Consider the following 20,059-nt stretch of genomic DNA (forward strand, 5'->3'; position numbering starts at 1 on the left):
CGTTCATACTCTTTCGCTCACCTTGGAAATAAGTTAAACTAACTGTAGAAGTTAAAAAATGAACCATTATAATTGGAAGGCGGCAATTTAACTTGGGAAAGACAAATCAGTTTAAAAAGGGAGTTTTGGAGCTTTGTGTATTGTATTTACTGCAAAACACAGATCGTTATGGGTATGAGCTGACACAAAGGGTAGATAAGCATATTTCATTGACAGAAGGGGCGCTGTATCCCATCTTAAGACGGTTGGTAAAAGAAGGCTATTGTGAAACTTATTTGAAAGAATCTTCCAATGGTCCCGCAAGAAAATATTATAAGATTACAGAAGAAGGTAGAAACTACCTGATAGAGCTCTCATCGGAATGGGATGTTTTTGTTAAAAATGTATCATTGATAAAAATGGAGGAAGATAATGAAGCGAGTGGATGAGTTCTTTGAAAAGATGGACAGCCAGTTTTTAGAAAGTGATAAAGACTCTTTTCAAGAAATCAAAGAAGATTTATTGGAGCATATAGCAATCCAGCTTGAAAAAGGAAAAACCGAAGAAGAGATTGTTGAAGCTTTAGGTGATCCTGTAGAAATAGCCGCCTCCTTTTATGAAGACCAACGACTGGCAAAAGCACTGAAAGCTGAAAAAGACATTGTCGCTGTGGAGGATATTGGCAAGGTATATAAAATTGACCAAAAACGAAAGCGAATCAAAAAGCTAAAAAAAATGAGAGTATTTTCAGGTTTTTTATTAGTACTATTTTTAGCTATACTCAGTATTTATTTGGCTGCGTTTGTTGCTTATTTTGCTATCCGGGAACACTTTTTTGCCGCAGGTCCTGCAACACTTTTACTAGCATTTATGGCAGGTACATATATTTTAATGAACTTATTAAAGCAAAAACAAACAAACAGGACGAAATGGGTGGCTCTTGCTGGTGTCGCCAGCTTTTTAGTCAGCAGCGGATTAATGTACACTAATCATTGGTTTTTCCAAGGAGAGCGTTACGACAAGACAATTAATTTGAGTGCAGAAGTGTTTCGCAATATACATTTTAAGTCAAACTATCCTGTAGAAATAAGTGTCATTCCAATTGGCGAAAAAGAACAGCCTAAAATTGAAATTGCAGGAGCACTACAGAAGACAGATCAAAGTGAATTAATAAAACAGACAACTACGAGAACTACAATTACAATTGGTAAAAATAACTTTTTTGAGCCTTTGAAAAAAATGAAAAAAACTGAAATTGTTTTTTTTATACCTGCAAAAACGAAATTTAAAACATTGGATTTTGTGCTCAATCAAGGAACGATTAATCTGTCTCATTTACAAGTCGCCGAATTAAAGCTGGCAATTGCTAAAGGTGAGGTTTTCCTAAGTGATGTTTATGCTCAAAATATAGCAATAAATAGTCAAAAGGCTGATACGACCATTGATACCTTTTTTGCTGATTTAGCAATTGCAAATAAGGCGGGAAAATCGATTATCAAGAAAGGGCAGGGAGCGCTTGAACTAAAAACAAAAACAGGTTTGATTAATCTAAATGAATTAATTAGTAAAAAAGCAATTCTCAAGAATCAGAGTGGTAAAAGCGTGATCAGTTCCAGCCAGATTGCTGACTTGCATGCAACAAATCAAGAAGGCACCACGATTCTTGAAACACAGACAGGAAAGACAGCGCTTGAAAATGGTAGTGGCAAGCTTGTTTTGACGGACATTCAAGGGGAGCTGTCTGTTACCAACAATTCAGGAAACGTGATTGTTTATGAGCAATATGGTGTCGACGCTAAGCTTACGAGTGAAAGTGGAATAGTTAAGTGGATTCAAGATAACAATTCTCCTGTGAAATTTGATTTGAGCAGTAAATCAGGTGAAATAATTAACGAATTTGAACCACATGATGTAGTGGAACACTCGATTTCTGTAACTACTAAGACTGGAAATATCCGGATTATCGGTAAAAACGGCAAGCAGTAGATTTAATTTATTTAAAGAGTTGGCTGATTTTTTTAGATAAAAGGAAAAGAATGACATTTTTTAGTGAATGATCATTCTTTTTTTGAAATTATTTAGAATAGTCGTTTATAAAAGACTATAACGGCTATTTTTGTTTGTTGGGATGGATGTGTTCTTTGCAGGTATAAGATGAGAGCACGATTTTGATAATACCTGTTGCAGCGATTTTTTTATCGTCAGGAAAATGGTAATTTGTATGTTTGACTTCGTGAGTCATTAATAGCTGTAGGGCTTGTTTTTTTTCGTCCAGCTCTTGGATAATAAAGGTATCCCCATAACCGATAAGGCTTTGATAAGCGTAAGAATAGTTTTCAGCCACAGTACCAGCTTCGATTAATTCGTGGTTACAATCCATTTCAACAGCAATCTTTGTATTCTTTTTTAGCAAATCCACTTTTTTTCCTTGACGAGCGCCGTGAATATACAACGTTAGTGTGTGATCTTCCCAGTGATAGCCAAAATTTACAGGAACAATATACGGATAAGGCTCATCAAATATAGCTAAGCGGACGATATGACAATTTTCAACAATTTCTTTTATTTTATCCAGATTTAGAATTTCACGTTCTTTTCTTCTCATCTTTATCCACATCCTTTTTAGTGTTTGAAAGTTATTATAAAGGAATAAGGCTGAAATACAAGTGGAAGTAGAATTGTTTGTTGACGTAAATTACCTGTAGTAGAATGAAGCTATGGACTTGTTTAAGTAGAAAAAAGCAGTGAATAAAGGAGGAATTCCATGAAAGTCACACAATTATCCATTGATAGTTTACAACGAGCGCAGGAGCGTTTTGAAGACACGTTGAAGCAAATGTCTGTAGAGGAAGCCAACACGATGCCGGCACCTTTAATTAAATCCGTCACTTGGCTGATGTGGCATACTGCCCGTGAGCTAGATTATCAAATTGCCGGTTTAAACAATAGCGAGCCGCTTTGGCTTAGTGAAGGCTGGTCGGAAAAATTTGCGCTGGACATTGCAGATGACACTGAAGACTGGCACCATACGCCGGAAGAAGCGGCGAAGGTAGTCGTTCAGGATCAACAGCTGCTCCTTGACTATTTGGCTGCCAGTGTTGCTTTTACGATTACGTATTTAGAAAATGTGGCAGAAGAAAGTTTGAATGAGATTATTGATCGAAACTGGACACCGCCGGTTACACGTCAGGTGCGGATTGTTTCAGCGATTGATGATGCCATTATGCATTCTGGACAAGCGGTTTATACGCGTAGATTAGTTATTGGAAAGTAAGTAATGAAAGTTAAAACTAACATAAAAAGTCGTATTTGCTTATGTGGATACGACTTTTTCACTGTCTTTAGTTAAAACCTGAAAAGAACTTGCCTTTTGCTGGCTTTTCTCTATAATTGCAGATAGGAAGGAAGTCACGACATGAAGGAAATCAATAAATATGGTCTGTTAAATGCACTTTTGGGCATTATCAATAACTTTGATGAGAGCGATTCAAAAGTAATTATTGCAAAATATTTTTTACGCAACTTTGATCGAATTGATGAAATCAATATCTTTGACGCTGCGGATGAATGCTTCGTGACACGGACATCGATTAGAAGGTTTGCTAAATTTATTGGATTTGACAACTTCCGAACGTTGAAATCTGACCACGAGCATTATAACTATTATAAAAATGCAGAAGATGTGACGGATTATCCAGTTTACTTGGCAGAACAAATGTCAAAAATGGTATTAGACCTTAGCCAACGCATTGGTCCTGAAATAGACACCATTATTGAAAACATGATTGATTGCAATGAGATCGTTTTTTTGGCGTCTGATATATACAGCTCTAGATGTTTGGAGTTTCAAAAAGAAATGATACTTTCAGGGAAAATGGTGCGTGTGGTTTCGTATAATTTTTCAGACAATAAAATTCTTGGAAATATTCATCCGGACTCGTTGCTGGTTGTCATTTCAATTTCCGGTGGCTTTATCAGTCAAATTGATATGTTTACCCGCAACATAAATTGTCGTAAAGTCATTATGACTTCAGTGAAGGATGCGGCGCTTTTAAAAAATTATGATTTGGTCTTACCAGTAGGTGAAAACGACCAGCCAGCGGCTAAGACGATTTATCATACCTTTGCAGTGGAATATTTTTTAGATGTTATCCATCATGAATATCAGAAACGCTTAAGAAAAAAAGGGACATAAACTGACCCTTTTTTTTGTGCTGTTTTTGCTAGAATAAATATGAATTCAAATTACTATCTGCAGATAATGAACTTTAAAAGGAGGAAATCCTATGTCAGACAAAGAATTAAGTAAAGAGATACTGACTGCTCTTGGTGGAGAAGAAAATGTTTCTTTTGCAACTCACTGTGCGACAAGATTACGAGTGACAATCAAAGATGAAGCTAAAATAGATGAAGCAAAAGTAAAAACGACTAAAGGTGTTTTAGGTTTAGTAAAAAATGAAAAAGAATACCAAGTGATTATAGGGACAAATGTCAGCTCGGTTTACCTTGAATTTAGTAAGTTATTGTCAAATGATACCGCTAACAAAAAAGGGGGATCTGCCGAAGAAGAGTCAACTTCCTCAAAAAAGGAAAAGCAAAATTATTTTTTAGCGGCTACTGATTTTATTGCTGGAACCGTTTTGCCTTCCTTGCCGATAATTGTTGCCGGTGGAATGATTAGTGCTTTATTAGTAGTATGTACAACTTTTTTTCATCTATCAAAAGATGCAGGAACTTATATTGTTTTAAATGCTATTTATAATGCCGCTTTTAGCTTTTTACCCATTTTTATTGGTTATAACGCTGCAAAAAAATTAACGGTTAATCCTATGTTGGGCGCTTTGCTGGGCGCGGTGCTGGTAGTTCCAGATATTAATGGAGTTAAGGGGCTTAGTTTCTTAGGAATTCCAATTACTACAGGGAATTATGGTAGTTCCATTCTTCCAGTCATTTTTGGCGTCTTGTTTATGTCGCTTATCTACAAACCATTGGATCGCTATATTCCAAAAGAAATAAAATTTTTCTTTGTGCCGTTATTAACAATGCTTATTGCAGTGCCAGTCATGTTGATTTGCTTAGCACCCATTGGAACGTGGCTAGGTGAATGGATCGGGGCAGGTTTAATTTGGTTGAACGTGCATCTAGGCTGGTTATCTGTCGGCATTATTGGAGCGGCAACAGCATTCTTAATGTTTTCAGGTACAGGTTCAGGATTATATGCGGCGATCTTTTTAGCCTTTGCAGAAAATGGTTTTGAAAATTTTGTTATGCCTGGAATGCTGGCTGGTAATTTAGCCATTGGTGGTGCGGCAATTGCGACTATGTGGATGCTAAAAGATAAGGATGCTAAAGCTTTAGCATTTTCTTCCGGCTTAACGGCTGTTTTTGGGATTACTGAACCAGCGATTTTTGGGGTTTTGACTCCGTACAAAAAGCCATTTATTGGTGCGGCTATCGGCGGGGGAATTGGCGGATTATTTGCTGGTTTTACGCACGTAGCAGAATATGCTTTTGTATCGCCAGGTGTAGCCAGTATTGTGGCATTTATCAATCCGGATGGGACGCATTGCAACCTGATTATGGCAGCACTAACCATGCTGATTGCTTTTGTGAGTGCGTTTATTGCAACGAAAATTATCGGAATTGAAGAAGGAGGAAATAAGTAGTATGAATAAAGAAACAACAGTTTTTCCAAAAGGATTTTTGTGGGGCGGGGCTACAGCAGCGACTCAATGTGAAGGAGCTTGGAATGTCGATGGTAAAGGAGCTTCTGTTTTAGATCATTGTACCAATGGTGATAAAGAGCATCCGCGGCTTGTGACTGAAGTGATAGATACAGAAAAGTATTTCTACCCAAGTCATGAAGGATGCAAGCAATATGAGCATTTTGAAGAAGATATCGAATTATTTGCAGAAGCTGGTTTTAAAACGTATCGTTTATCTATTAATTGGTCACGTATTTTCCCGAATGGTGATGATGAAACACCTAACCAAGCCGGCTTAGACTATTATAGAAGATTATTTGAGAAATGTCGTGAACATGGGATTGAACCGACTGTTACGATGACGCACTATGATATTCCTTGGCATCTTTGTGTAGAGTATGGCGGCTGGGCGAATCGTAAGGTTATTGATCTATTTTTAAAATATGCGAAAACGATTTTAACTGAATATAAAGGCTTAGTAACACGCTGGTTGACTCATAATGAAATTAACTTTGGCACAATTTCGTATGGAGAGATAATTACTTCTGGGATTTTACCAAAAAGTGGACGTATCCTGATGCAGGATCCTGATGCTACAACTGAAGATGTTAATAGACGGTTCCAAGCACTGCATCATGAATTTATTGCTAGTGCAAAAGTAGTGCAATTAGCTCATGAAATTGATCCCGAAAATGAAGTAGGTTGTATGATGTGCGGCTTTGCTTTTTATCCGCTAACTTGTAAACCTGAAGATGTCGCAGAAGCACAACGGGATATGGAAATCTGGAATTACTATTGTATGGATGTAATGTGCAAAGGAAAATATCCTTATTGGGCAAAGCGCTATTGGAAAGAGCATGGTATTTCTCTTGAAATCGCGGAAGAAGATTTAAGCATTTTAGCGAACGGCATGGTCGATTTTATTAGCTTTAGCTACTACCGGACCGATTGTTCTAAAGCCAATACTCAGGTTGTAGAAGGAAGAACAGATTTTGGGATGCCTAATCCAATGCTTGAAGCAACTGAATGGGGCTGGACCATTGATCCACAAGGCTTAAGATGGTTGTTGAATGAATATTACGCTCGTTATGAAAAGCCATTAATGATTGTAGAAAATGGTATCGGGGCTTATGAAACTCAAGAAGCAGATGGTTCTATTCATGATCAAGCTAGAATTGACTATATGCGCGAACATTTTAAGGCGATGGCTCAAGCAATTGAAGATGGCGTAGAATTAATTGGTTATACTTGCTGGAGTGCCATTGATATTGTCTCAGCCGGAACAGGAGAATTTAAAAAACGTTACGGTCTAATTTATGTAGAGGCAGACGATTTGGGCAATGGCAGCTATAAAAGAACGAAAAAGGATTCATTTTATTGGTATCAAAAAGTGATTTCTAGTAACGGAGTTGATTTAGCTTAAAAAATACTGGCTGAGGCAAAACTAAAGATAGTTTTGCTTCAGTTTTTTTGTTTCTTTTTTATTCATGAGTGTGAATTTTTAAGAGGTTTTGAATAATTTCTTCATTTTTTCAAGGAATAGACAAGCACATTTGTAATATTTTATAAAAAATGGATAATCCACATAAAATAAATATTTTTCTAAAATAGTCGTTTCTGTATATATCATATTTAATAAACTAATCATAAATGCATTCTTCTCTTGTTGTTAATAAAAAAAATTTGTAGATATCTACGTATGAGTTGGTTAATTTTTGTATTCTTTTAATACGAAGATATAATGATATACTCAAAATTACGGTTGCCTTAAACATCTATATATATTATATATTGTTAAGATTGTATTAAGCGACATGATATACAAGTGTCGGAATATTTCGTTTATGTTACAATTATTTCATAAATGAGTCAAAAAATTATTTTATGGAGGTAGTTTAGAAATGAAAAAAGCACTTGATTTGTTAGGGATAAGTTTTTTATTGACTATTGCAATCGTTCTCTCTTCTTCACAAGTATATGCAGAGTTTGGGGAATCTGGGGAAGGAGCCGTTGAAAAAACTACTAATAACAGTATTGAAGAAAAGATGCAAGTAGAGGGGAATTCTGAAAGTACAGAAAAAACAGAGGACACTGAGAATGTTCAAAGCATCGAAGAAAATACTAAAGCCACAAGAACTACAGAAAACGCGCTTAGTTCAACTGATGAGCTAGCGAATAATGTTTTAGGAGCACAGCTAGTAGAGGAACCCTCTCTAACAATTACAGAGGTTAATTTTGACCAAACAACAAATACATTAACAGGAAAAACAGCACCGAATGCAACAGTATACATGTATGTTCCTAGCACAATGGGACAAGGTTTTGTGAGAGCAGATGCAAATGGGGTATTTACTGTAACTGATCAATTCAGTTCTGGGCTGGAAATACTCTTAACGGCAAGTGATTCACAAGGAAGAAAAGGAGAGTCATATAGTTATAAAATTCCAGAAAGACAAGTTTCGGATTTAAAAATTACCCAAGTTGAATATGATCAAGCAACAAACACTCTAACAGGAAAAACAGCACCAAATGCAACTGTAGGTATGTACGTTCCTAGTACAAAGGGGCAAGGTTTTGTAAGAGCAGATGCAAATGGAGTATTTATTATAAGAAATCAGTTTAGACCTGGATTGGTTATGGTACTAACACCATCTGATTCACAAGGAAGAGTTGGGGAGTCCTACAGCTTCAAAGCCCCAGAAGTATCGGCTTCAGATTTTTTAAGAATTATACAAGTTGATTATAATCACAAAGCACAAACATTATCAGGAAGAACTGCACCTGATGCTAAAGTAAGTATTGGCTATCTGGGTGGAAATGAAATAGCTGCAATTTATGCAGATGGAAATGGTTATTTTTCATTTGATGTTGAACTTAAACCAGGGAATAAAATAGTTTTAATAGCGAATGATACAAACAGGAATTGGGGAGAAGAGTATACGTTTATCGTTCCAGAAGCTATTCAAATAGCTAAAAACAATACTACTACCCAAGAAAGCAAAACTAATCTAAAAGAAGATGCTAAAGGCAGCCTGCCACACACAGGCACAACACAAAATAGTTTCTTAACTATTTTAGGTGTTTTCTCATTACTTTTTGGATTAATTATTATTCACAAGAAAAAAGTACTTGTATTTAAAAAATAAAATAGTTTGGAAAAGAAATAATTGGTTCTTATTACAGAAAAAATTAATTGCCATAATTAAAACAGAAAAATAAAAAAGTAGGTAATATATAGGTGAGGAATGTATTAGTTCCTCACTTTTTTTGTGAAAAAAGCATTAATTTGAAAATTGACGCTAAAACGTCTTTAATGATATGATCGGTAGAAGTAAGTAACTAGAGGAGCAACTAAATGAACAATTATAAATTAACCATCGAGTATGACGGCGCCAGATATCTTGGCTGGCAGCGTTTAGGAAATTCAGATAAAACCATTCAAGGAAAAATTGAGCATGTTTTAAGCCAGCTGACTGGCGAAAAAATCGAGATTATTGGCTCTGGTCGAACGGATGCCGGCACGCATGCCAGAGGACAGGTGGCAAATTTTAAAACAGCAGCAGCTTTAGAAGTTGGTGAAGCCTTGAGTACGATGAATCATCGGCTGCCTCGTGATATTGTCATTAAAGAGCTGAGTGTAGTTCCTGAGCGTTTTCACGCGCGCTACAATGCCAGTGGGAAAAAGTACAGTTATTATGTATGGAACAATCCGATTCCTTCCGCTTTTGAACGGAACTACAGCTTTCACTATGAGCGAAAGCTTGATCTGGCTTTAATGGAGCAGGCTTGCCGTAAGCTGGTAGGCAAGCACGATTTTATTGGTTTTTCTTCATTGAAAAAGTCCAAAAAGTCAACCGTGCGGACGATTAAAGAGCTTTCTATTCAAGCAGAGGGTGATTTGCTGCATTTTACCTTTGTTGGCGACGGTTTTTTATATAAGATGGTTCGAATTCTTATGGGAACTATTTTGGAAATTGGTGCCGGTGAACGGGATTTAGCAACGATTGATGCAATATTTGATCAAAAAATCAGAAGCAGTGCCGGGGCAACGGTTCCTGCACAAGGCTTGTTTCTGGATGAAGTTTATTATTAAGTGAGGCGAGCAAATGGAGTTAACAAGTGCTGATTTTCAATTGTTTGAACGAAACCTGTTTACCTTTAAGCAATTGAAGGAAGTAAAAACTGCAAAGGAAATTGAACAGATTAAAGCAGATTATAAAGCTCATTGGCAGCAGTGGAAAGCGTTGCAGCTGCAAGTGGCGGAGCAGTTGCCGGCTGCTTTTCAAATGGATAAGCCTAAGGTTGAAAGCTGGACGAATGGCTGGAATCTGCGCAATCATTTTTGGAGTGCTTATCGCAGTAGGGATAGCCACAATGAAAATGCCTGCTTAGCGGTATTATTGAATAGAAAACAGTATCAAATTTATCTGATGTTTCAGCATTACAAAAGTGAAAAGCGGACAGGCAGCAGCGAAGAATATAATCGGCTGCTGGAGCGGCTGCCGGAATGGAGCCAACAGGTAGACATTACGGATTACTATATTTGGCCGCAGCTCGAACACGAATTAACCGACCATTTGCCGCTTTCGGTGTATCTGGCCGATGAAAAAAAGCAAGCAGAATTGAAGGAGGCCTTAGCCGGCAAAACCTTTCAGATGGGTAAACTATTATTTAAAACCGAACAGATTACGGACATTGAAGAAAGAACAGTAGCAACGCTAAAAGAATTAGCACCGCTGTATTTTTCTCTTTAAACAAATCAAAAACTCTTTAAACCAAGTCGCTACAGACTGTGTTTAAAGAGTTTTTTTGCATTTATTTTAAAAAGAATTCCTGTAAGGTTTCAGCAATGGTTTTCGCTAAAGGATTGTCCGCTGTCAAACTGGAGGAAAGATAAATCGTCCGCTCAAAGTGAAAATCCTCAATTGGCCGAATCATAAATAAGTCCTCTTTATTGTAAGACCAGGTAATTTTGGGATAAAAACTAATGCCTAGTCCTTGGCGCAGTAATGAACGTAAAGTGGCACTGTCATCAGTGATGGAACCGATGTTTAATTCGATATCTTTGCCTTCGATGGCTTGATCAATTGTCCGCCGAAAAGCATTTTTCTTTGAAAGCATCATTAACGGCAGTGACACCACATCGGCTAAATAAATGTTTGCCTTTTTTGCCAACGGATGCGTTTTTGGTATCGCTAAGTAGATCGGTTCGGTGATGATCGGTATATTGATTAAGCCTTCTTCCGGCTCGGAGGTAATCGTCAGAATGTTATGGTTGGTATCTGTATAATCAGGCAGCGAATCGTGCTGCATAATGGTTAGCTGAATATCCGGATGCTTTTTGGAAAACTTGCGGACTAAGCTGGGAATTGAAATAGAAGCTACCTGTAAATACAAAACGACAGAGGAAATCGTGTTTTCATTTAGCGAACGCAGCTCGTCAATTCCTTCATCAAGAATATGTAGACTCTCAGAAACATAAGGATAAAACTTTTCGGCATAAACAGTTAATTCAATATTACGACCTTTATGTGTAAATAACGGCACGCCTAAGCTACTTTCAAAATTTTTCATCGCGCGGCTTAAGGCCGGCTGTGAAATGAAGAGCTCTTTGGCAGCTTGGGTAATATTTTTCGTTTCTACGACTTTTTTAAAATAGCGTAGATGCAGATAATTCAAGCGGATTCCTCCATTCATACCTTTTGGTTATAGTTCTTTATTATATTGATATTTATCATTATAGCAAGCATTTGTTATTATGATCACAGAAAAAGAAATTCGTTTGAAAGGAAGTGCACTATGAGTAACGGGTTCTTATTTCCAGGTCAAGGCAGTCAGAAATTAAACATGTTGCAGGATGTTCCGCAAAGCTACTTAGACAAGTGTGAAGCGGTCACTGGGATTTCTTTGATCGAAACGGAAGATTGTTATCGGGATACAGTATTTATTCAATTGGCACTGATTATCAAAGCGGCTTTTTATATAGATGAAATGAACAGGCGCGGGATTCGACCGGATCTTGTTGCAGGACATTCCATTGGTGCCTTCGCTGCTGCACTTGCATGTGAAACTCTTACTTTGGAAGAGGTTTTATTGTTGGTCCATCGGCGAGCTGAATTCATGAAGCAAGCTTACCCGCAAGGCTACGCGATGGGTGTTATCGTAGGCCTGACAAGATCCGAGGTGGAAAAATTAGTCGAGCAGACGTTTGACGAAAGCTACCCCGTTTATCTCTCAAATGAGAATTGTCCAATTCAGCACACGATTTCTGGCAGCATTCCGGGTTTGGAAAAAACCTTAGCTGAAGCGAAAAAATCGCAGGCCAACACGGCCAAGCTGATTCGCGTGCCAGTGCCTTCCCATTGTAAGCTGATGGATGACACCGTTGAAAAATTAGCTCCTTATATGGATCAAGTAACGTTTAAAACACCTCAATGTACGTACTTGAAAAATATCGACGGACGTTCCACAACAGAGATCAATGAAATCAAGCTGGATTTACTAACCAATATCGCTCGTCCGGTTCAATGGAATCGCATGATGGATGTGTCCAAAGAATTAGGCATGACGATCGGCATTGAATTCCCACCAGGCAACACGTTAACCAAACTGTTCCAAGCAAAATTCGGCGAAGCCATTCGCACAATTAACCTTGATCAGCACGGTATTGAAGATACAGTATTTCTATACAACAAATGGAGATGAATAGACAGATGGAAAAAGTAAAAAGAAACTGGGCCAGCAAACGCGAGAAAAAAGCGCAAACAATGGCCGAAATTAGTGATTTAATGACCGGGAAATATATCCGGACTGAAGATATTGTCGATGTTTTAGAAAAATTGATCAAACCTGGCGATAAAGTGGTACTTGAAGGCGACAACCAAAAACAAGCCAGCTTCTTATCTAAAAGTCTAGAAAAAGTCGACACAACAAAAATTAACAACTTACACATTATTATGTCAAGTATTTCTCGTCCTGAGCATTTAACTATTTTTGAAAAAGGTATCGCAGCGAAAATTGACTTTTCATACGCAGGGGCGCAAAGCACACGTGTGGCTCAAATGATCGAAGATGGCACAATGAAATTAGGCGATATTCATACGTACTTGGAATTATACGGACGTTTGTTTGTTGACTTGATTCCAAATGTGGTTTTAGTCGCAGCCGACAAAGCCGATAAAGCAGGAAACCTATACACCGGCTACAACACGGAAGAAACACCAACGATCGTTGAAGCTGCTGCTTTTAAAGACGGTATCGTGATTGTTCAAGTCAATGAAGTTGTGGACGAATTACCACGTGTTGATATTCCCGGTGATTGGATTGATGTCATCGTACCGGCAGATCAACCATATCAATTAGAAGCTCTATTCACACGTGATCCACAAAACATTACGGAATTACAAATTTTAATGGCCATGATGGCTTTAAAAGGAATCTATGCAGAACATGAAGTTCAATCATTAAATCATGGGATTGGTTTTAACACTGCAGCGATTGAATTATTATTGCCAACCTACGGCGAAACCTTAGGAATTAAAGGCAAGGTTGCTAAAAATTGGGTCTTAAATCCACATCCAACGATGATTCCTGCCATTGAATCTGGCTGGGTCGAAAGTATTCACAGCTTTGGCGGCGAAGTTGGTATGGAAAAATATATTGCTGCTCGTCCAGACGTGTTCTTTGTTGGGAAAGACGGCACGATGCGCAGTAACCGTGCTTTATCACAAACTGCTGGTCAATACGCAGCTGACATGTTTATCGGTTCTACCTTACAGCTTGATTATGAAGGCAACTCATCAACCGTAACGAAAGGCCGTTTATCTGGTTTTGGTGGTGCGCCAAACATGGGGCATAACCCTGGCGGACGTCGTCACTCTACCCCAGCATGGCAATCTTTAAGAGATGACAGCAATCCTTTAGGCAAAGGTCAAAAGCTAGTTGTCCAAATGGTGGAAACTTACAGCTCCAACAAAAAACCAGTCTTTGTAGAAAACCTTGACGCACTTGATGTACAAAAACAAGCTGGTTTAGCGAATGCACCGGTAATGATTTATAGCGATGATACCACGCACATCGTGACAGAAGAAGGTATCGCTTATTTATACAAAGCAAAAACAAAAGCAGAAAAACAAGCCGCAATTGCTGCAATCGGCGGTGTGACACCACTAGGAATGACAAGCACCAAAGAATCCTTAGACGAATTACGTAAAGCTGGCATTGTGAAATTACCAGAAGATTTAGGAATCAAACGTAGCGATGCAAAACGCTCATTGTTGGCCACACAAACAATTGATGACTTAATTGAATGGTCAGATGGTTTATACGAACCACCAATGAAATTCCGGACTTGGTCATAAAAAGGAGAGAGAAAGATGGAACAATTATCATACACATATAAAGCAACTCAACCAATTAAAGAAAAAATTCATGTAGGCGTTGTCGGTTCCGGTGATTTAGAAATTCTAATGTTCCCCACAACGAATGCTGAATCAACGGTTCAAATCTGCACAGGTAGTGACGGCTTCCAAGAAGTTTGGGGAAATGTCTTGACTAGATTTTTCGATCGTTATCCTATCTTGTCAGACATTGTGATTAATGATTTTGGTGCCACACCCGGAGTCGTTTATTTACGATTGACACAAGCAATGGAGGAAATTTCAGATGAAAAATAGTTTCGTAGAATTAAAAGCAAGAGAACGTGTAAATGCGTTATTAGATGAAAAAAGCGGACGCGAATTAATCGGCCCTTTTGAACAAATGATTGCACCCAATTTAGTCGCTCAAGGAATTGTTCCAGAAAGCGATGATGGGATTATTATCAGCCGCGGAACCATCGACAATAAACAAGTGGTCGTGATCGCTACAGAAGGTAAATTCCAAGGCGGCGGTATCGGCGAAGTCTCCGGAGCTAAAATTGTTGCAGCACTTACTCATGCATTAGAAGAAAACAAAGCCGGCAACGAAATCTTTCCAATTTTAATTCTTGATACAGGCGGCGTACGTTTACAAGAAGCCAACTATGGTCTGTTATCCATCTCTGAAATTGGTAATTTGATTGTTGCCTTGAAAAAATATGTACCGGTTATCGGGGTAGTACCAGGACGTGTCGGTTCTTTCGGTGGTATGTCCATCACTTCTGCTCTAATGAGTCATTTAATTTCAACTAAAAAAGCCAGAGTTGGCTTGAATGGTCCAGAAGTTATTGAACAAGAAGCTGGCGTAAGAGAATTTGATTCAAGCGACAAAGACTTAATCTGGAATACCATTGGTTCGCGCCAACGGTTAAATGCCAAAATTGTTGATGAAATTGTGACAGATTCAGTGGAAGAAATTCAAGCCGCTGTTGTGGCAGCAATGGAAGCAAGAAAAGACAGTCACCGCAGCGAAAATGCTGATTTCTACGTATCATTATTAGCTGAACTAGATCTTTCTAAACCAATGAATATTGAAGACTACAATGCAGCTATAGCGAAGCATGAAACAAAACCAGTTGCTTTGCCTGAAATCAGTGAAGCAGCAGAAGCACCTAGCGAAAGCGTCGGCTATCAATGGTTCAAAGCTCTTGCTGATTACGACCAACCTAAATCCTCTGTAGGCACAGTCTATTATGGTCCTTCAAGTAAATTTAGCGAGGCCGCTGTTGTTACTAGCATCATTCCTGATGCCAACAATCCGATGTACCGTGTTCGTCATGGAGAAGTCGGTTTAGTAGAAGGCTTCCGTATGGGGCAAATTTTAGAAGCGATTTATCAAGAAGATAAAGACAAAGATGTAAAACGTCCGGTGATTGCTGTCATTGACGTACCAAGTCAAGCTTATGGTTATAACGAAGAATTAATCGGCATTCATGTAGCTTTAGCCAATAGTGCAGCCGGTTATGCAAAACTTCGTCAAGCCGGTCACCCAGTTATCGGTTTGATTGCCGGCAACGCAATTTCTGGTGCTTTCTTAGCTCATGGGTTACAATCATCACGCTTGATTGCCTTGAATAGTAAAGAAATCAGCGTACAAGCAATGTCTAAAGAAAGTGCTGGCCGGGTAACGAACCGTTCCATCGAAGAAATCGAAGCCGCTGCTGAAAAAGTACCAGCAATCGCTTATGATATCCGCAACTTTAACAAATTAGGAGCCGTGTATAACTTCCTAGAAGACATTATCAGCCAAGAAACAACTGTCGAAAGCGTTGAACAAGTGGTAACTGCTATCAACGCTGCCATCAATGACGTACGTGAAACCGCTGATACAATGCTGACTGCTCGTTATACAAATGAAATCGCAGTAAATAGCGGCCGCGTGGAAACCAACAAAGTTCGCGCAAAAATGGACGCAGAGTGGAATGATTAATAAATGGAAGCTCACGACATCGTTCGTTTCAATCAAGCAGCTGTTTTAAATATTGACTGGCCGGACTGGTTTCAACCAACGACGGAATTTGTCTATGCAACCGTTCGTCGCGATTCACTAAAGGCCGGACTGCTTCCCGTGGGTCTTAGAGGGAAGCAGCGCAATCAGCGCTTTGCTTTTGAATTGGCTGAAGAGCTTGTAGCAGAAGTGATCCATCCATGGTCACTCATTGAAAAAAACAGCTTTCGGCATGCTGAAATTCTGAATTTTTCAGCGTATCAAGCTTATCTGCAAACAAGAACACTGCTGTCAGGAACGAAATGGGGCGTCGGCGGTAGTCTGGGCTTTGAACTAGCGACAAATCAGCCGACCGTCAAAGAAACAAGTGATTTTGATCTATTACTTTATGCAAAGGAGCCCGCTGAATTGCCTCTAACGGCGATTCAGCAGCATCCTGAATTTTTCCAACCGTTGGATATGCAGGTCATTACAGTTAAAGGCGGTTTTGCGCTGAAAGAATACCTGCAGCATCCTGATAAAAAAATTTTGCTAAAAACAATCAATGGACCCATTTTGACGAATGAACTATGGTAAAAATAAAGAAAAGTGAGAAGAAGAAATGTTTGAAAATAAAGAAATTAAAATAAATGTCAGTGATTTTCAGAAAGTATTTGCGGTAACTGCAGTAATGATGCAAACCATTTTAACCTTTGCTTTGGCAAATACCCACAATGAAACGACTGCAGCTTTTATTGGCGCATTTTACGTGGTAGTGAAATATACCGCTCCAATGTTCATTTTTGCAATTGTATATAATATGGTAAAAACGAGCCAACACTTAAGCTACGGCGAATTTTGGAAAGAAAAATTCTTTGAATTAGTCGTGCCGTATGCCTTGTGGACAACCGTTTACTTACTCGTTTTTCCAGCAGTTCAACAAAAAGCACCATATACAGATGCTGCTTCCTTCCTGTTGAAATATGTAACAGGTGACGGCGCGCCACATTTGTGGTATACCGTGATGATGCTGCAAATTCAATTGCTAATGCCGTTCTTTGTTTGGTTGGGCTATAAAGTATTTAAAAACAAAGGTCGCGTTATTCCAGTATTACTATTGGCAACAGTGTTGTATGTTGCTTGGTATGTATTCTATCAAAAACAAGTGATGACCGGCGCGCATCATGACAGCTGGTACTTGTTGGATCGTTTTGTGGCAAGTTTCATGTTATATGGTATCTATGGGGCAGCTGCGTTTACTTGCCACAAGGAGCTTTATAACTTCTTGAATAAAATCCGTTTTGTTTTGATTCCAGTAGGCTTAGTGATTACGATGTTTGCGATCGTCGGTATTTTGAACGCTCCCGGTGAAGTAAGCTTTGCCAACGCACCTTACCTAAATACTATTCAAAGCTTATACAGCTTGTTGATCGTTATGTCCGTATTCTTGTTCGCTTCAAAAATGATTTTGAAAAATTCAGTGACATTGCCGGTCTTTAAATGGTTGTCAACGTATGCGTACCGCACCTATTTAGCGAATGTCTTTGTTTTCCAAGTTCTTTTATTGCTCTTTAAAGACATGTGGTTAAAATTACCAAGCGGGATTATGATTATTATCGCTTACCTTACAACAGCTACCTGTGCCTTTTTCCTAGCGTATTTACTTCATATTGTTTGGTCAGGTATTAAAGGCGCGTTTAAAAAATAAAACATCAATTTTAAGGAAATGAGGAGTCAATAATGATGAAAATAGATCACGAAAGTGAGATCATTTGCTGGCAATTAGCACAAATGGTGGAAACAGCACTGCTTGAAGAAGTCAGCTTGACTCCTAAGCCCGGCTTAGTGGATTGTCGCAGTAATGGCGCTCATGAGGATATGAACCATGCCCTGTTCGTGCGCTCAGCTCAAACCCTGACTCCTTATTTCTTTGAAATGGCTCAAGCGGCTTGGAAACAGCCTGTTGACCAAGCGCTAAGAATTACGATTGCCCAAATTGGTCGCGAAGCAGAAAAAGCGATGTATAAAGCTACCAATCAGGTCAACACCCATAAAGGAGCGATCTGGGCATTAGGCTTAACCATTAGTGTTGCAGCTAGTCAAATATGTCAAACGATGCAGCTGGATGTGACAACACTATTTGCAGAGATTGCACGTCTTACTGCTTATTCAGATACTTCTTATGGTGAAAAGGTCGCGACACATGGTCAAAACGTACAGCAAAAATTCGGTGTTTCAGGAGCTTATGGTGAAGCCTTAGCTGGCTATCCGCATGTTCAGTTGGCATTGAAAGAAGCGGAAAAGCATCAGGCGGAAACCAAAGAACAGCGCTATTTACACATGCTGTTGACAATTATCGGTTCACTGGATGACACCTGTATTTTGTATCGCAGTGACGAACAGACTTTAAAAGCTGTCCAAGCCTTAGCCAAGGAAGCAAATCAAACGAGGTTGCCGAATACTGCCTTTAATCAGTTGAATGCATTTTGTACCCGGCAGCATGTTTCACCTGGCGGCAGTGCGGATTTACTGGCAGTGACAATTTTTGTCCAAGACTTAAAAGACTGGCTAGCATGATCAAACAACAGGCTGAGATAAAAGTCGTTAAGGCTTGAAGCCTGACTTTGTCCACTGTTTATAATAAAAAAGAGACGAACCCGCAACTAAAAAATAGTTTTGGGTTCGACTTTTTTGTATTAAACCGCCTTTTGATCTTTTTTTATCACCTTTGTAAGAATCAGTGAAGTAACGACACAGCCGGCCGCCATAACAATGGCATAAATAAACATCATATTAAAGCCAGCTTTACCCGCATTATTATCCAGCCAACCACCAATCATGGTGTACATAAAGACATCCGGCAAATAACCTAAGCAGGAAACAATGCCTGATACTCGTCCGGTTTTAGAAACAGGAATCCCTGCATCGTCAATGATCGCAAAGTATTGACTGCGAATCAGATAGATAAAGAACATCCCAGCAACAAAATTCGCTAAAATAATCGCAAGCAAGCCTTGATCAGCGGGCAAGAACAGGAACAAGCCATAAGAAAGTCCTGTCAGTACAGCACCAGCAATAATGACTTTTAAGCGCGAACCGATCTTGTCAGCTAAAAAGCCGCCGATAATCCCGCCGAAGGCTTGGATAATATAACGAATCCCGCCCAGCGTTGAACCGCCGGCAACTGATAGTCCATAAACATTAATAGCCAGTGTATTGATATAGCCGAAAATACCGTATAAGCTATAGCCAAAAAAGACGATGGCAACCAGTAGCCAAACACGAGGAATCGCCAGCTGTTTAAATGTCCCGACAATCACGTCTTTTAAGGATTCTACATTTTCCTCCTGAGCGGTATCCTCAATGACAAACCAATTCAAAACACCAATGATCATCACCACAATAGCACAGGTTCGAATCGCCCACGCTGTTCCAAGAATATCGTTGGCAAACAAACCATACACACCAGTCATACCGAACACCAACAGCGCATTTAAAATCCCGCGTAAGCCCTCCTGCAGTCCGAAAAGCCGTCCTTGCTCAGAGGAATCTCCTAACATACGTGTCGCTTTAATCATTGCCGACCAATAAGTAATGATCGTGGTAATTCCCATTAAAACAAAAATCAAGCGTGCCACATTAAACGATGGAAAGGTTGAAAACCACAAACCTAGACCGCCTGTTGCCAAAAACGAAAGCGTCAGCAGCTTACGTGCCGAAAATTTATCGGCAACAATGCCTCCGATAAAATAAGAGAAAGTCGCCATAGTCGCATAGCCGGAAGACAGCATGCCCATTTGAGCATTGCTTAAATTCATGGCTTTTTGAATCGGTACATAAAATGTCTCACGAATATAAGGTAATTGAAAAATAATACCAGCACCTGCAGCTAAGAGTAATAGAGTTCCGTATTTTTTTAAAAAAGCTTTATTCAATTGTTTAACCTCCAGCAAATAATGTTTTTAAAAAAAGAACGACAAAAATGGTGTTCTCCAGCACCATTCATGATCGTTGCAGCGCTCTATTCTCTC

19 protein-coding genes are annotated in these 20,059 nt (G+C 39.0%); 16 read left to right on the forward strand and 3 right to left on the reverse strand.

The features are described 5' to 3' along the window. Positions 1 to 92: 92 nt before the first annotated feature. Both ABH902_RS12460 and ABH902_RS12465 read left to right on the forward strand, forming a co-directional pair. A complete protein-coding gene (locus tag ABH902_RS12460) occupies positions 93 to 428 on the forward strand; it encodes a PadR family transcriptional regulator (protein ID WP_404591201.1) in 336 nt (111 codons plus the stop codon). After that, positions 412 to 1,965 (forward strand): DUF4097 family beta strand repeat-containing protein, encoded by a 1,554-nt coding sequence (locus ABH902_RS12465; protein ID WP_404591202.1) that lies wholly within the window; start codon positions 412 to 414, stop codon positions 1,963 to 1,965. Before ABH902_RS12460 ends, ABH902_RS12465 begins: the two co-directional genes overlap by 17 nt. 124 nt (positions 1,966 to 2,089) lie before the next feature. Here the strand turns inward: ABH902_RS12465 and ABH902_RS12470 are convergent, their stop codons facing one another. Beyond that, complete coding sequence (locus tag ABH902_RS12470; RefSeq protein ID WP_404591204.1) at positions 2,090 to 2,584, reverse strand: pyridoxamine 5'-phosphate oxidase family protein; 495 nt, start codon at positions 2,582 to 2,584, stop codon at positions 2,090 to 2,092. A 159-nt stretch (positions 2,585 to 2,743) separates the two neighbouring features. Between ABH902_RS12470 and ABH902_RS12475 the strand changes: the two genes are divergently transcribed. From ABH902_RS12475 to ABH902_RS12505, 7 genes are all read left to right on the forward strand, one after another. Beyond that, positions 2,744 to 3,253, forward strand: a complete 510-nt coding sequence (locus ABH902_RS12475; RefSeq protein ID WP_404591206.1) for a DinB family protein — start codon at positions 2,744 to 2,746, stop codon at positions 3,251 to 3,253. A 141-nt stretch (positions 3,254 to 3,394) separates the two neighbouring features. Beyond that, positions 3,395 to 4,174, forward strand: a complete 780-nt coding sequence (locus ABH902_RS12480) for a MurR/RpiR family transcriptional regulator (protein WP_404591208.1) — start codon at positions 3,395 to 3,397, stop codon at positions 4,172 to 4,174. A 91-nt stretch (positions 4,175 to 4,265) separates the two neighbouring features. Then, positions 4,266 to 5,645 carry a PTS transporter subunit EIIC gene (locus tag ABH902_RS12485; RefSeq protein WP_404591210.1) on the forward strand — a complete coding sequence of 460 codons (1,380 nt, stop codon included), beginning with the start codon at positions 4,266 to 4,268 and terminating at the stop codon, positions 5,643 to 5,645. Position 5,646: 1 nt separating this feature from the next. Further along, positions 5,647 to 7,107 (forward strand): glycoside hydrolase family 1 protein, encoded by a 1,461-nt coding sequence (locus ABH902_RS12490; RefSeq protein ID WP_404591211.1) that lies wholly within the window; start codon positions 5,647 to 5,649, stop codon positions 7,105 to 7,107. Positions 7,108 to 7,585: 478 nt separating this feature from the next. Beyond that, on the forward strand, positions 7,586 to 8,830 hold the full coding sequence (locus tag ABH902_RS12495) for an LPXTG cell wall anchor domain-containing protein (RefSeq protein WP_404591212.1): 1,245 nt from the start codon (positions 7,586 to 7,588) through the stop codon (positions 8,828 to 8,830). 209 nt (positions 8,831 to 9,039) lie between these two features. Continuing rightward, on the forward strand, positions 9,040 to 9,777 hold the full coding sequence (truA, locus tag ABH902_RS12500) for a tRNA pseudouridine(38-40) synthase TruA (protein ID WP_404591213.1): 738 nt from the start codon (positions 9,040 to 9,042) through the stop codon (positions 9,775 to 9,777). Positions 9,778 to 9,790: 13 nt separating this feature from the next. After that, positions 9,791 to 10,438, forward strand: coding sequence for a glucose-6-phosphate 1-dehydrogenase family protein (locus tag ABH902_RS12505; protein ID WP_404591214.1), 648 nt, complete (start codon positions 9,791 to 9,793; stop codon positions 10,436 to 10,438). Positions 10,439 to 10,499: 61 nt separating this feature from the next. Here ABH902_RS12505 and ABH902_RS12510 read toward each other — a convergent pair whose 3' ends face one another. Further along, entirely contained in the window at positions 10,500 to 11,363 is an 864-nt protein-coding gene (locus ABH902_RS12510; RefSeq protein ID WP_404591215.1) for a LysR family transcriptional regulator, read from the reverse strand. A gap of 120 nt (positions 11,364 to 11,483) precedes the next feature. Between ABH902_RS12510 and ABH902_RS12515 the strand changes: the two genes are divergently transcribed. Genes ABH902_RS12515 through ABH902_RS12545 form a run of 7 tightly spaced genes read left to right on the forward strand, consistent with a single transcriptional unit; the run spans position 11,484 to position 18,605 of the window. Further along, positions 11,484 to 12,389 (forward strand): acyltransferase domain-containing protein, encoded by a 906-nt coding sequence (locus ABH902_RS12515; protein ID WP_404591216.1) that lies wholly within the window; start codon positions 11,484 to 11,486, stop codon positions 12,387 to 12,389. 8 nt (positions 12,390 to 12,397) lie between these two features. Further along, positions 12,398 to 14,044 carry a malonate decarboxylase subunit alpha gene (mdcA, locus tag ABH902_RS12520; protein WP_404591217.1) on the forward strand — a complete coding sequence of 549 codons (1,647 nt, stop codon included), beginning with the start codon at positions 12,398 to 12,400 and terminating at the stop codon, positions 14,042 to 14,044. A 15-nt stretch (positions 14,045 to 14,059) separates the two neighbouring features. Further along, positions 14,060 to 14,359 carry a malonate decarboxylase subunit delta gene (locus ABH902_RS12525; RefSeq protein WP_404591218.1) on the forward strand — a complete coding sequence of 100 codons (300 nt, stop codon included), beginning with the start codon at positions 14,060 to 14,062 and terminating at the stop codon, positions 14,357 to 14,359. Further along, positions 14,349 to 16,031 carry a biotin-independent malonate decarboxylase subunit beta gene (gene mdcD, locus ABH902_RS12530; RefSeq protein WP_404591219.1) on the forward strand — a complete coding sequence of 561 codons (1,683 nt, stop codon included), beginning with the start codon at positions 14,349 to 14,351 and terminating at the stop codon, positions 16,029 to 16,031. Before ABH902_RS12525 ends, mdcD begins: the two co-directional genes overlap by 11 nt. 3 nt (positions 16,032 to 16,034) lie before the next feature. Next, positions 16,035 to 16,625 (forward strand): malonate decarboxylase holo-ACP synthase, encoded by a 591-nt coding sequence (locus ABH902_RS12535; RefSeq protein ID WP_404591220.1) that lies wholly within the window; start codon positions 16,035 to 16,037, stop codon positions 16,623 to 16,625. A gap of 25 nt (positions 16,626 to 16,650) precedes the next feature. Next, positions 16,651 to 17,736, forward strand: a complete 1,086-nt coding sequence (locus ABH902_RS12540; protein ID WP_404591221.1) for an acyltransferase family protein — start codon at positions 16,651 to 16,653, stop codon at positions 17,734 to 17,736. 32 nt (positions 17,737 to 17,768) lie between these two features. Beyond that, positions 17,769 to 18,605, forward strand: a complete 837-nt coding sequence (locus ABH902_RS12545; protein WP_404591222.1) for a triphosphoribosyl-dephospho-CoA synthase — start codon at positions 17,769 to 17,771, stop codon at positions 18,603 to 18,605. 119 nt (positions 18,606 to 18,724) lie between these two features. Here ABH902_RS12545 and ABH902_RS12550 read toward each other — a convergent pair whose 3' ends face one another. Then, the gene (locus ABH902_RS12550; protein WP_404591223.1) at positions 18,725 to 19,963 is read right to left on the reverse strand and encodes a nitrate/nitrite transporter; all 1,239 of its coding nucleotides are present in this window, start codon (positions 19,961 to 19,963) and stop codon (positions 18,725 to 18,727) included. Positions 19,964 to 20,059: the final 96 nt, after the last annotated feature.

Source organism: Enterococcus sp. UD-01 (genome assembly GCF_044909655.1).
Classification (GTDB): Bacteria; Bacillota; Bacilli; order Lactobacillales; family Enterococcaceae; genus Enterococcus_L.